Origin of the sequence: Sphingobacterium cellulitidis (genome assembly GCF_043187465.1) — a bacterium.
GTDB lineage: Bacteria > Bacteroidota > Bacteroidia > Sphingobacteriales > Sphingobacteriaceae > Sphingobacterium > Sphingobacterium cellulitidis.
Genome location: NZ_CP171136.1, coordinates 3130685 through 3144415, shown reverse-complemented (window position 1 = coordinate 3144415; position 13731 = coordinate 3130685). Strand labels below are relative to the sequence as shown.

At 38.8% G+C, this 13731-nt stretch carries 10 protein-coding genes; 4 read left to right on the top strand and 6 right to left on the bottom strand.

Features of this window, described 5'->3' with window-relative positions:
- Positions 1-6 precede the first annotated feature (6 nt).
- The gene (locus tag ACF3OC_RS13910) at positions 7-3177 is read left to right on the top strand and encodes an efflux RND transporter permease subunit (protein WP_094279984.1); all 3171 of its coding nucleotides are present in this window, start codon (positions 7-9) and stop codon (positions 3175-3177) included.
- A gap of 405 nt (positions 3178-3582) precedes the next feature.
- Here the strand turns inward: ACF3OC_RS13910 and ACF3OC_RS13905 are convergent, their stop codons facing one another.
- Entirely contained in the window at positions 3583-3747 is a 165-nt protein-coding gene (locus tag ACF3OC_RS13905; RefSeq protein ID WP_169715147.1) for a hypothetical protein, read from the bottom strand.
- Between the two features lie 130 nt (positions 3748-3877).
- On the opposite strand from ACF3OC_RS13905, the gene ACF3OC_RS13900 reads away from it, so the two are divergent.
- Entirely contained in the window at positions 3878-4852 is a 975-nt protein-coding gene (locus ACF3OC_RS13900) for a YihY/virulence factor BrkB family protein (protein WP_094256002.1), read from the top strand.
- Here ACF3OC_RS13900 and ACF3OC_RS13895 read toward each other — a convergent pair whose 3' ends face one another.
- From ACF3OC_RS13895 to ACF3OC_RS13880, 4 genes are read right to left on the bottom strand one after another with little or no spacing between them, the layout of a single operon-like run.
- Positions 4853-5971 carry a DUF4185 domain-containing protein gene (locus ACF3OC_RS13895; protein ID WP_277711407.1) on the bottom strand — a complete coding sequence of 373 codons (1119 nt, stop codon included), beginning with the start codon at positions 5969-5971 and terminating at the stop codon, positions 4853-4855.
- A gap of 2 nt (positions 5972-5973) precedes the next feature.
- Positions 5974-6981: a glutathione synthetase gene (locus ACF3OC_RS13890; protein WP_094256000.1), complete on the bottom strand. Its 1008-nt coding sequence runs from the start codon at positions 6979-6981 to the stop codon at positions 5974-5976.
- A 23-nt stretch (positions 6982-7004) separates the two neighbouring features.
- Entirely contained in the window at positions 7005-8840 is a 1836-nt protein-coding gene (locus ACF3OC_RS13885) for a flavohemoglobin expression-modulating QEGLA motif protein (protein WP_277711406.1), read from the bottom strand.
- Positions 8824-9612 carry an N-formylglutamate amidohydrolase gene (locus ACF3OC_RS13880; protein WP_277711405.1) on the bottom strand — a complete coding sequence of 263 codons (789 nt, stop codon included), beginning with the start codon at positions 9610-9612 and terminating at the stop codon, positions 8824-8826. The genes ACF3OC_RS13885 and ACF3OC_RS13880 overlap by 17 nt, the downstream gene beginning before the upstream one ends.
- 233 nt (positions 9613-9845) lie before the next feature.
- On the opposite strand from ACF3OC_RS13880, the gene ACF3OC_RS13875 reads away from it, so the two are divergent.
- Positions 9846-10292, top strand: a complete 447-nt coding sequence (locus ACF3OC_RS13875; protein ID WP_094255997.1) for a DoxX family protein — start codon at positions 9846-9848, stop codon at positions 10290-10292.
- A gap of 155 nt (positions 10293-10447) precedes the next feature.
- Positions 10448-11317 carry a pirin family protein gene (locus tag ACF3OC_RS13870; RefSeq protein WP_277711404.1) on the top strand — a complete coding sequence of 290 codons (870 nt, stop codon included), beginning with the start codon at positions 10448-10450 and terminating at the stop codon, positions 11315-11317.
- Between the two features lie 52 nt (positions 11318-11369).
- On the opposite strand, the gene ACF3OC_RS13865 is transcribed toward ACF3OC_RS13870, so the two are convergent.
- The gene (locus ACF3OC_RS13865; RefSeq protein WP_392471612.1) at positions 11370-13721 is read right to left on the bottom strand and encodes a multicopper oxidase domain-containing protein; all 2352 of its coding nucleotides are present in this window, start codon (positions 13719-13721) and stop codon (positions 11370-11372) included.
- Positions 13722-13731: the final 10 nt, after the last annotated feature.

The window sequence follows — 13731 nt, the reverse complement described above, 5'->3', positions numbered from 1 at the left end:
CATAAAATGAAGATTACTGAAATATCGATAAAACGTCCGAGTCTGATCATAGTATTGTTTATACTATTGACTTTAGGCGGGATATTCTCATACACCCAATTGGGTTATGAGCTGATACCAAAGTTTGAGGTAAACGTAATTACCATTCAAACAGTGTATCCAGGTGCTTCACCTTCCGAGGTAGAAAGTACTGTAACCAAGAAAATAGAGGATGCCGTATCCTCCTTGGAAAATATTAAGAAATTGGAATCAACCTCTTTGGAGAACGTTTCGATTGTAATGATTACCCTGAATGACGGAGCGGATGTCAACTTCCTGCTCACGGATGCCCAGCGGAAAATCAATGCGGTCTTAAATGACCTCCCTGATGACGTTGAGGCTCCATCATTGAATAAGTTCTCCTTGGATGATATCGCCATCATGAGTTTGGCTGTAACATCCAACCAATCGGAGAAAGAATTGTACGACCTGTTGGACAACAAGATACAACCAATCTTTGCGCGTATCTCTGGGGTTGCGAAAGTAGACATGGTCGGTGGTGAAGAGCGTGAGATCCAAGTTTCTGTAGACCCTGAGAAAGCAGAAGGCTATGGAGTTTCAATCTCTCAGATCCAAAGTGTTATTGCACAATCCAATCTAGATTTCCCTACAGGAAACGTAAGTACTCGTGAATCGAGAACAACCATCCGTTTGGCTGGTAAGGTTGTGGATGTTGAAGAGTTGAGAAACTTGCCAATTACTACCCCAACTGGAGTGACTATCTTCTTAAGAGATGTTGCTGATGTTCAGGATGGTATTAAGGAAATAGAGAAAATTGCACGCTTAGATCGTAAGAATACCATTCTATTACAGGTGTTCAAACAGTCGGATGCGAATGCGGTAGAGGTATCCAAATTGGTGAAAGAAACGATTGAAACGGTACAGACAGATTATAAAACAGATAATATCCAAATCAGGGTTGCGAACGATTCAACGGATTATACCTTGAATGCAGCAGACAACGTAATCCACGATTTAATGATCGCGATTGCCTTGGTAGGTTTTATCATGTTGTTCTTCTTGCATAGTTTGAGAAATGCGGCTATCACCATGATTGCGATTCCATTATCCCTGGTTGCAACCTTTATCGGTCTGTTATTGATGGGCTATACCTTGAACTTGATGTCCTTGTTAGGTCTTTCTCTAGTGGTAGGTATCTTGGTCGATGATGCGATCGTTGTAATTGAAAATATCCACCGCCATATGGAGATGGGTAAGAATAAGGTTCGTGCGGCTTATGATGGTGCAAAAGAAATTGGATTTACCGTATCGGCGATTACCTTGGTTATCGTGGTAGTATTCTTACCTATTGCGATGTCAACTGGTTTAGTGGCTAATATCCTTGCACAGTTCTGTGTGACGGTAATTATTTCAACTTTATTATCCTTATTAGTTTCCTTTACAGTGGTGCCTTGGTTGTATTCTCGTTTTGGAAAATTAGAGCATATCAACCCTAATTCCTTTATTGGTAAGATTGTACATGGTTTTGAAGCAGGATTGACAGCTTTCACCCATTGGATTACTGGTATCCTAGAATGGTGTTTGAAAAACTGGAAAACCAAATTGGCAACCCTTTTTATTGCCTTGGTATTGTTCTTTGGCTCATTCACTTTGGTAGGCCTTGGATATATTGGTACCGACTTTTTCCCAGCTTCGGATAAAGGTGAGTTCATGATCCAGTTAGAATTGGAGAAAGATGCTTCCTTAGAGAAAACCAACTTCTTGACGCAAAAAGCAGAATCGATTATCGAGTCTAAACCAGAAGTGGAAAGTATCATTACCACGGTAGGTCAATCCTCAGATGGGGTAATGTCTACCGCAGGTTCACGCTATAAGTCTGAGATTCACGTGATCTTAAAAGATACTTATACAGAAAGCTCGAAGGTTTATTCTGCTCGTTTGAAACGTGAGTTAGAAAATAAATTAATCGGTTCCAAAGTTACAGCTGTAAATATGGGATTAATGGGAGCGGAGCAAGCACCTTTGAAATTGACTGTAATGGGTTCAGATTTGGAAGATGCACGTGAGTTCGCTATCAAAGCGGAAGAAATCTTACGTAATATCCCGGGTGCTACAGGAGTAAAATTAACTTCTGAAGATGGTAACCCAGAGATTCGTGTTCAAGTGGACCGTGATAAGATGACTTCTCTTGGATTGAATGTAGCTACGGTGGGTATGACCATGCAAACTGCATTCTCCGGAAATACAGATAATAAATTCCGTGCTGGTGATAACGAGTATGATATCAATATTCGTTTCGCAGAGAGCGGAAGATCAAATATCAATGATGTTAGAAACTTGAAATTTATCAATAATCAAGGTGCTACGATTTCATTGGATCAATTTGCAACCGTAGGATATGGATCAGGACCAACCTTATTGGAACGTCGTGATAAATCTCCTGCAGTTTCTGTCCAAGGTTCGGTGGTAGGTCGCCCAATGGGTACTGTTGCTGCTGAATGGGAGGAAGGATTCTCTAAATTAGAACGTAAGCCTGGGGTTGTATATGTTTGGGGAGGTAACATGGAGAGTCAAACCGAAGGTTTCGGTACTTTAGGAGTTGCCCTTATCGCTTCAATCTTATTGGTGTACCTAGTTATGGTGGCTTTATATGATAGTTTCTCGACTCCATTTGTGGTCTTGTTCTCAATTCCACTATCCTTTATCGGAGCCTTGTTACTATTGGCATTGACAAACCAAACATTGAACATCTTTACCATCTTGGGTATTATCATGTTGATTGGTTTGGTTGCGAAGAATGCGATCTTACTGGTTGACTTTGCTAACCATAGAAAAGAACATGGTGATAGTACGCATGACGCTTTGGTTGCTGCCAACCACGCTCGTCTTCGTCCAATCTTGATGACAACCATTGCGATGGTATTCGGTATGATTCCAATTGCATTAGCAACGGGTGATGGTGCTGATACTAACAGAGGTTTGGCAATCGTAATTATCGGAGGATTATTGTCATCCCTATTATTGACCTTGGTAGTTGTTCCGGTAGTATATTCCATCTTCGATGGATTCGGTCGCCGCTGGGGTAAGAAAGAAAAAACAGATTATGCAACAATGATGGAAGCTGATTATGTTCCGAATGAACATTATGTTGACGAAATGGAAGTGAAGCATAACTAATCTAGAACAATTAATTTTCTAAATACTAAAGGCCTGGGATTTTTTCCAGGCCTTTTTTGATTTTTTCTTGTAATTCCAAAATGATATTTCGCTAATTTTTCCTTAAAATCAATGGAAATTTATGGAAAATTGGTTGGTTAAACATCTATTTATTTTATGGAAAAATATGCTTTTAAGTAGTATTAACAAGGATTTGTAAGGTCGATATCAGTCGTAAATCATTTACTTTTTTAAAATTTATATCATGTTCTCGTGATTTTTCCCGTAATTGGTATCAATCAAATTAACCGAACAAAACGTTCAAAATTTGATAACAAAAATTGATTGTATTACAATAAAAATATCACACACTAACTATTAATTTTATGGCCGGAATTTCTCTAAATTCTGGCCATTTACTTTTAATCATGAATCATGATCATCAACTTTATTCGGGTTCGGGGGAAGGGGATTTGTATCATGTTCCGGACGCTTCCCAGTATCTGATTGCACCTTCTCATTGTCTTCCCTTGGCTTATCAACTTTATCCTTTTCCAATTCTTCCTGTTTTACTTCTTTCTGTTTACTCATAGCTTTTGATTTTTATGTTTCATTTAAAAAACACCTTGAATCAAGGAATGTTCGGAATAAATGTTGAATGGTACTTCAAACATTTTATTTTATCGGATGTTTCTTAAATGGTAGGGACCAAAATTTATTTATGGAAAAACAGCAAAGCAAAGGATTTATTAAGGATACTTTTCAAATTTTAAAGAATACTGTCATGGGATTTATGAATGAAGACAGTATGAAATACAGTGCATCACTAGCTTATTATACTATCTTTTCACTCGGTCCCATTTTGGTATTAATGATTTCCTTAGCCGGTATCTTCTATGGAGAGGATGCTATTAAAGGGAAATTATTTTCTGAATTAAATGAATTGGTGGGGCTTACGGCTGCTCGTCAAATCCAGGATGTCATCAAGAACCTAAGCTTATCGGGAAAGTCTAATTTAGCGATGATAGTCAGTGTTATTACCCTGATTATCGGTGCTACGACAGTCTTCGGTGATATGCAGAACTCGATTAATAAGATTTGGCATGTCAAGGCGAAACCTAAAAAAGGATGGTTGAAAATGTTAATGGACCGCCTTTTATCCTCTTCCCTGATTATTGGGTTAGGTTTCTTATTAGTAGTGACGCTGGTGGTCAATGGGATTATCCTGACCTTAACAGATCGCTTACTCAGGTTCTTCCCGGATATGACGGTTTATGTCATGGATGCTATTAATTTCGGACTAACTTTTGGAATTACCTTTATTCTATTTTCCGTGATCTTTAAGGTGCTTCCTGATGTTACCATAGGATGGCGACCAGTCAAGGCAGGAGCATTCTTTACCTCCATTCTGTTTGCGATAGGACGATTCGGAATTGGCTTTTACTTGCAGTCCTCCGATACAGAGTCTACCTACGGCGCAGCAGCTTCCATTGTATTGATTCTTCTGTGGGTATATTATACCGCAGCCATTCTTTACTTCGGCGCCATCTTTACCCGCGAATTTGCAACCTTTCATGGAATAAGCATAGAACCTTCGGAATATGCCGTACATGTAGAATTAAAGGAAATTGAACGAAATGTTAGTGAAATCCCTCCAGCACCTCTAACGGAGGAAGAAAAGGTCATTGAAAAATAATTAGTTCAAGATGGATTTTTTATCCAGCCAAATAAATCTTGGGCGATAAACGGAGGCTTTTTTCCACCATAATCGTTCGCTAAAGGTATTGACATTGTAGCTCACTAATATTTTATTATCCTTACTGATCTGAGGATGAAACATGGCATTGTAAGTAAATAAACTGTCCTGTTTTAACTCGGGCTCATCGATTTGATAAAGTAGTTTTTCATTCTTAAAAGGTCCCTGAAAGTCATCAGCAATATAACTGTATATCTTTCCGGGAACATGATAACGATCTTGATTCAGCAATACGATCTTACCATCCAGCTTACGCACACTGAACTGTTCTGAAACCATGCTATGAACCCCTGCAATCGCTTTACTCTTGGCAGCATCTTTTTCCCATTTCTCCCCAGCCCAATATTCCTGGGCTATCAACTCCCTATTCTTGATTTGTGCCCGCATGACATGCAGTTCTGAATGAAAATTTTTATGATCTACCTTAGAACCATAGATGTAAATATATTTCCCTTGTTGTATGACGGCATGTCCATAATGGATGGGGTTATCCCCAGAAATAAAAGATGCCCGATGCATCAACTCAAAGGTTTTTGGATTTAAGCTCAGGAAGTCACAACCTTCATATTGAAAAGCAAAAGGTCCTTTTTCATTAGCTTTCTTACTGTATTTAGCCATGAATAATAATAGCTGTCCTTTAAAGAGGAAGCCATCTCCTGGCCAATACCAATATTTTCCCTGTTCTGAAGTTTCTACATCTATGAATGATCGAGGCTGATTGAAGTCTCCGCCATACAAACTTTGAATGCTGTCCTTTGAGTATAGCGTTGCGGTATTTCCAAGAATAAATTTTGAAGGCGATTGCCTGATATTATCCTTAATAGGACCAAGAAAAGAATCTCCCCACAGGAATATTGATTTTCCTTTACCCAGATCTATCGAAATACATCCATCAGAACCAGATATTCCTGTCGGGTTTTCGGGCAACAGCAAGTCCGTAAAACTAGGATCTAGCTTTACGGAATCAAAACCTAAAATCTTGGTCTCCACTGGTCGCTGACTATAACCACAATAGGGGGAAGCTATGGCCAATAGAAGAATGGCAACAATGGTTTTCACTTTTATTGATGATAAAACTCTTTTACTCTATTTTCTAAATCTACAATGATAGCATTTGCAAAATCTCTTTCCTGTAGTTTGCTTGCATGATATAAGGCTCCTGGACTAAATACATTCACCTCCATGATCTTATCCCCAACGATATCCAGACCGACAAGATACATATTGTCATCCTTCAACTGTTGGGATACCTGATTCACCAACTGAAGGATATTGTCGTCAATAATCGCAACCTCAGGTTTTGCACCCTGATGGATATTACTTCTGATTTCATCCTCTTTTTGCACTCGACGAACTGCAGCATATTTCCCATCCACGATCAATGGCTCTCCACCCATCATAAAAAATCGAATATCTCCCTTCTTAGCCTCGGGTAAATATTCTTGAGCAATCACATAGCCGTCTCTAGAAATTGCTTCAACAGTTTGTTTTAGATTCTGCCTATCCTTATAATCGATCATAAAGACATTCTTGCCTCCTGATCCTTTCAAAGGTTTTAAAATGATTTTATCCTGTTGTTCCTCCAAAAACCGAAGGACATCATTATGATTTCTAGTAACTAATGTTTTTGGACGAACCGATTTAGGGAAATTTTCCAGATACAATTTGTTGTTTGCCTGAACCAAATAATCAGGATCATTAATGACCAATCTGCCATTTCTCTTAACTATTTGAGCGAACTGTATACCTGCTGCGGCAGCCCAAGGACGGTTTATCATATCTAAGGTCGGATCAAATCGCAACCATAAAATATCAATCTCGTTTAAATCAACCAATGTTTTCTCAGCATCTTTTAAGTGATTGACAAAATCTGAACCTTTGGTTAATCCCAGTTCCGGACTGATTATCCGGCAATGTGCTAATATTGTTTGTTCATCCTCGTAAACAAAATCTGCAAGTCCGATATACAGGACGGTGTGACCTCGTTCCAAAGCTTTCAAAGCAAGTATAGTCGTTGTAAATTTCTCCTCTTCTTTATGGGACTGGTTGATTAAAATTGCGATTTTCATATATTTTTCTAAAATATTTTCTCTTATTGTATTAGTTTAAAAATGCTTCCTTTTCGTTTGACATCCTTCCATTGAGCACTAAATTCAGGGAATAAATACCGCGGTGTCACTGCTGGTGGAATTAAAATCTCTTTCTGTAAAAGGTCCTTGATAATCGGGAGATAATCTTTTCTGATTTTCCCCATCATCAACAGATGTACATTGTTACCATCTTTCAGGTAATTGAGCAATTCCATGATGCCTTTTAAATAGAGGGCATCCTTTGTCAATCCACCACCACGATAAACCCGCATCACGATTTGAAATGCTGTTTCTTGTTGAAAGCTGTATTGCTCCACCAACATGTTGAAGGTATCAATGAAAGAATTGCCGAGTAACATATTCTGAACTGCTATGACGCGTGCTGCAATGGTTCTCAAACGATCATTGTTTAATCCACCGACAATATATTCGGCCAAAACAGCCAGGCCTTCCTGCAGCTCCTCATATCCTGGAACACCAAGACTAAAAATACTCAAGGGCTGCTCCCTACCATTGAAATAGGTCACCACATGCGTACCGATTTCATGTTGTATCAAGGCTTCTGCTCTTTTACGAGTCAATTTATATTCCTTGCTGATATTAAGTACCCCACGGTTGACCATCACCCCAGAAATATCCTCCCGAACCCGGACAGGACTGTTGAATTCTTGATTTTGACGCTGTAGAAATTTTATCTCATCTCTGGCTAGTTTCGCAAATTCAAAGGCATTGATGTAATCATCACTCTTTTTGATGGGTTCTTCAGGTTCAGTTACCATTAATATCGCCATGGCGCTTTTATAAAGCTTCTCCGAGACGTTACCAAAGACTTGTAAACTCCCATGTAAAAAATCATCCTTGCCGCGGTCAGCAATCATACTGACCATCGAATCCAATTCTGTCCGCTTATCCCTGAAGATATATGCCATGGTAGGATCATAAATATCTTCAATCCGCAGGTTATATAATCTTCGCTTGACCAAATCCGGATCAATGTGCATCGGTCGGTATAGGAATTTTGGCGTTTTCCAGAATTTATCCTTCTTAAACTGCAACCAAGCCTCATGCGCATTTAACGGAGTAACCATCAAAAGAAAATCAAACTTTTTGCTCTCTTGAGCCAAGGCATTGTCAATATCAATCATGAGCGGGGTAAGCTCCTGATGAAAATTAAGCTTCTGTGCCGTAGCGTTCAAATGCGTATAGACCCTCAGGAATTCAAAGAAAAGTCTGGATAAGGACTTCGCTAAGGTTTCGCGATATAGCCGCATTAAGATGGGTAATACCAAGTCCTCTTCCTCAATATAACTTTGTTTAATTGCTAAACCCATATAAAGGATTTGTCGGTTCTGGAGTTCTTTTTTACTAAAAAGGGCTCCAAGGTCTTTGGGTTGAGGGATATTCAAATCCTTAGCAATAGCCGTACTGATTTCCCGCGCTTCCTTGTTGATATTCTTTTGAAAATACTCCGCAAGGGGCAAAATATCCTTTTGACCAACATGGATCAGAATATCTTCCTTTTGCATAGGTTCACCAATCCACGCCTCAACCAATAAACAAGCCCCAAACTCTTCCGCTAATTTCTGTGCAATTGGTTTAATCCATTCCTCCAGATTAAAGTCCTGTGATTTACAAACGATACTTGCATTCTCCGTCTTAGCTAAATCAACCAACATTTTATCCCGCTTATCCGAACTTGGAACCCTATAAATAAAAATATAAGGCACAATCTTGTTGAAAATGAATTTCCCAACATTTGGAACTTGATAGTGAATTGGATTACGCTTATTGATAGCGTTTAATATTCGGGTAAGGATTTTGCTATTTTCCTCTAACATTTTTAAAGTACGTTGTTAAAACCGTGATTGAATTCATTAATAATTGTTTACAGGATACAACTCGATTTAGGTCTGGCGCTCCTGTCCATTCATCCATAAAATCCTTGCGGAATTCAAAGGATAGGACACAACCGTAATCCCCAAATTTTTTATTTAAAAACTGCGATAAATATCCTCCCTTAAATTTAATATTTTCTTGAATATCAATCGGTTCGTCATACAAGCTTTCTTTTTTAATAAATTCAATTAATTGTTTTATTAGAGGAGCCCATTTCGGATCCACGTAGGCGGTACCTAAATTTATCTGAGGATTTTTTTGCAAATCAATTACCTCATCAGGACCATTTCTTTTGGCATTATAGCTATGGATATCATAGACGATAAAATACCCGAATCGATCTATGGTTTCCTGAATTAACTCCTCAATTTCTGAATAGATATTTTTATGATCCAGATGCAATTCTGTAACAATATTTTCAGGTAAACTGTCTTTCCAAACCTCTAGTCCCCATGCTTGTTCTGGTCTTAAGTATACTGAATCTGCTAATGTCCGATTTAAGTCAAGTTGAAATCGCGAAGAACCTACAATAAATTGATTTGTTGGAAGTTCAGCCATTACCGCCGTAAATGGATCTTCTTCCCGAAGCCTTTCATCTTCACCGAGCTTGATATAAGGATCAATAAGCGGATCGATTTGCTGACCATCGTGGATCGCAAATGACCAAAACGGACTGTCTATCTTTTTGATGAAATACTTTGTAAACTTTGACATTTTCTTCCTTTCTACCTTTATCAACAATGATTAAAGAAATTAGTTTGAATGTCAGGACAGTAATATTATGGTAATTGGAACTTCTAATAGGATCAAGGAAATTCGGTCATATATCAATATTTCCAGAGATTTGTGTAACTAACTGTAACAATTCGAAAAAAATATTTAAAACCCATAATATCAAGACCTTATTATACGTTGTCTTTGTATAACCAGTTAAAAAGGAGGTTGTTATGAACCTAATTCAACGCATTGAACATTGGGGAGATGCACATCATCCGAGATGGATTGACTTCGTCAGGATAGTTCTTGGAATTCTGATCTTTGCAAAAGGAATAAGCTTTATTATGGATCGTGACTCTGTAGCCACATTGATTGAAAAAACTCATTTTCAATTATCCATTTGGAGTGCTGTTCATTATGTGGTGTTTGCCCACCTGGTAGGAGGGATTTTCATCGCATTGGGATTATGTACTCGACTGGCTGTGGCTATACAAATTCCAATCCTTATCGGAGCTGTATTCTTTGTGAATATTACCAATGGGTTCAGTTTTCTGAATTCCGAATTTTGGTTGTCCCTAGTGGTACTTTTACTCCTTATTTATTTCTTGATTGTCGGCTCAGGACCTATGTCCCTCGACAAAGAAATGGATAAGCCAGGTTATAAAAGACAAATTTAAAAGGTGAAATACCTTTGAAGACTTCTAAGTATTATTTGGAAAGGCCTTGCTTGCAAGGCCTTATTTATTTGCCTAAATATGATGCACTTATTACCATAGATCAATACTTTATCCTTAATTAAGGGGTATTTTTGTATTCTATTTAGGAAAATACCATGAAAGAAAAACAAATTGAAAAGATAATAAAACCTGGCATGCCTCATTTCGTAGGCGATGGTTTTAGAGTACATAGTTTTATTCCTTCTGCCATACCAATGCAGCGGATGGACCCATTTATTGTATTTGATTATAATTCGAAATACAACTTTCCGGCCAGTTCAATTCCAAAAGGAGTAGGGGTACACCCGCACCGTGGTTTTGAAACCGTAACTCTGGCTTATAAAGGTAGGGTTGAGCATGCTGATAGTAGTGGCGGTGGTGGAATAATCGGAGAAGGTGATGTACAATGGATGACCGCAGCTTCTGGTGTTCTTCATAAGGAATTTCATGAATCGGAATGGAGTAAGGAAGGTGGTGAATTCCAAATGGTTCAATTATGGGTAAACTTACCTGCCGCTCATAAAATGTCCGATCCGAAATATCAGGCTTTAGAGAATAAATCGATCCCTAAAGTCCAACTTGCAGATGGTTTGGGATATGTTGAAGTAGTAGCAGGTGAATATCAAGGCACAAAAGGTGCCGCCAGCACCTTTACTCCGGTCAACTTATTCAATGCCAAATTGAAAACTGATGGAAAAGCTGAATTTGAATTCCCTGAGTCCTATAATACCGGATTGCTGATCTTGGAAGGATCTGTAAAGGTAAATGGACAAGAGGTCGCAACCGATCATTTTGTCTTGTTCGAAAATAAGGGTGAAAAAATTAAGGTTGAAGCATTGGAAGATGCATTGATCTTGGTATTGAGTGCTGAACCCATCAATGAACCAATTGCAGCTTATGGACCCTTTGTAATGAATACAGAGGCAGAAATAAAACAAGCCTTCCGGGATTTCCAAACCGGCAAATTCGGATTTCTCGAAGATTAATCCCTTCTAAAAAAACAGGGGTTGAATTCATGATTCAACCCCTGTTTTACAATTAATAATTTACAGATAAACCAACACCAAACCCCATATCCGAATCATAATGAGTTCGAATTCCAAGATTCTTAGTCAATATATACCGTAAATCACCCATATACTCTAAATCTGAATTTACCATAACACCAGCTCTTAATCTTTTTGTTACTGGAATATCCTCCCGCATTAACTGCAATCGCACATTTCCGTCATGATAAACCTCTGCCTGAAATCTGACCAGCATAGGTAGCAAATAAGTGAAACCTGCCGATAATAAAGCACGTTCATTCTTGCTGTTTTTCTGACCAAAGATGTTTTTCTCGGGTCCATGCTTATCCATTCGCCTATACCGATAATCAAAGCCGATAAATGGCATAAACCATTGCATTTTTCCAATATAGCGCCCTAAATGCGTTTCAACCTCATATCCATGCATATCACTATAGCCCAATCGCCATTCTGTGGTAAGGCTATAGCGGGTATTATGCAACATCAGTTCCCCATCATTACCATTCGTCGCGAAATCATTCTGAATCATAAAATGCTTCATATTACTTTCCTTTTGTAATTCGCGATATGCCCATGCTTTATTCGGAAGATAAGGGTTGGGAGCTTGGTCTTCTGTACTGAAAACCCGATTCATTCCGGCCATCATATGGTATAAAATATGGCAATGGAAAAACCAATCACCTTCTACATTCGATAGAAACTCAATGGTATCTGTCTCCATCGGCATAATATCCAATACATTTTTCAGTGGAGCATAATCCCCCTGACCATTGATCACTCTGAAATCATGTCCATGAAGATGCATAGGATGTCGCATCATGGAATTGTTGTATAAAATGATCCGTAAGACTTCGCCTTCTTTGATCAAGATTTTATCACTCTCCGCAAGAACCTTGTTATCCATACTCCAAACATACCTGTTCATGTTTCCCGTCAGTTCAAACTTCATTTCCCTGACTTTGGCATCTGCAGGCAGCGTAGTTTTTGTAGGGGATCGTAACATCGTATAATTCAAAGTCACAAGATCAGAACTTCCATGTTCGCCATGGTTCATGTCTTTCATGTTTGCCATGTCATGATCCATGTTCTCCGAAGAATGATCCATTTGATGCTCTGTATGATTATTCTGATGTGCTGAATGTTCCTTTGTAGTATCCGTTGAAGATTTTGAATGTTCTTCATGATTCATGGAATCATGCTGATGCGATTGATTTTGAATTTCCGGATACATCACGGTATTCATATCCATCTTCTGTAGACTCATTTTCATGCCCATGTCATCCAGATCACCATTCATTTTCATCATGTCATTCATCATCTTCATTCCTTCAAAGTATTTCAGCTTTGGTAATGGACTGACTAATTGCTTGACACCTGAACCCAAATACATGGAAACCTGATTGGTCCGATCCTCTGGGGTTGCCATAAATTCATAGGAAAAACCATCCTCAGGAATCGTAACGATGACATCATAGGTTTCTGAAACGCCTACTATCAGACGGTCCAATTCAACAGGCTCCACGTCATTTCCGTCATTGGCAACAACCGTTATCTTCCCACCGGCATATGTTAACCAGAAATAGGAAGATGCCCCTGCATTGATGACTCTTAGTCTTACCTTGTCACCAGCCTTGAACTGTGAATAGGTCTCCTCAGAACTTCCATTCAGTAAAAATCGATCATAATATACATCGCTGACATCCATGGCAAGCATCCGCTTCCACTCATTGGTCAACTTTGTTTTAAAATGTCCAGCTTTGATGGCTTCAGCATAACTTTGCGTTGCATTCTTTTTGATGGCAAACCAATCATTGGCATTATGAAGCATCCGATGTACATTGTCTGGATTCAAATTGGTCCATTCACTCAAGACCACCGGTATTTCCGGAAGATCATCAATGCCCTTTCTAAAGGTTGGATCATTCGGCCTTTTCTTGAGGATCATGGCGCCATACATCCCAATCTGCTCCTGCATTCCCGAATGACTATGATACCAATGCGTACCATCCTGAATGATAGGAAACCGATATACAAACGTGCTGTTCGGTTCTATGGGCATTTGAGTCAGAAAAGGAACACCATCCTCCTTATTCGGTAAATAAACCCCATGCCAATGCAAGGAAGTTCCTTCCTTGAGTTTATTATGAACATGTATTTCTGCAGTATCTCCTTCGGTAAATGTAAGTGTAGGCATAGGAATCATCCCATTTACAGCGACCGCCCGACGATTCTTATCAGCAAAATTTACGATACTATCCGTTACATTTAAATCATAGCGCACGATTTTTTGGCCCAGGGCCAGGGATGAGCAAAATATAAAGGTGATAAGTAAAAGGTATTTATTTCGTGCTTTCATTTTCATCATACGTTAA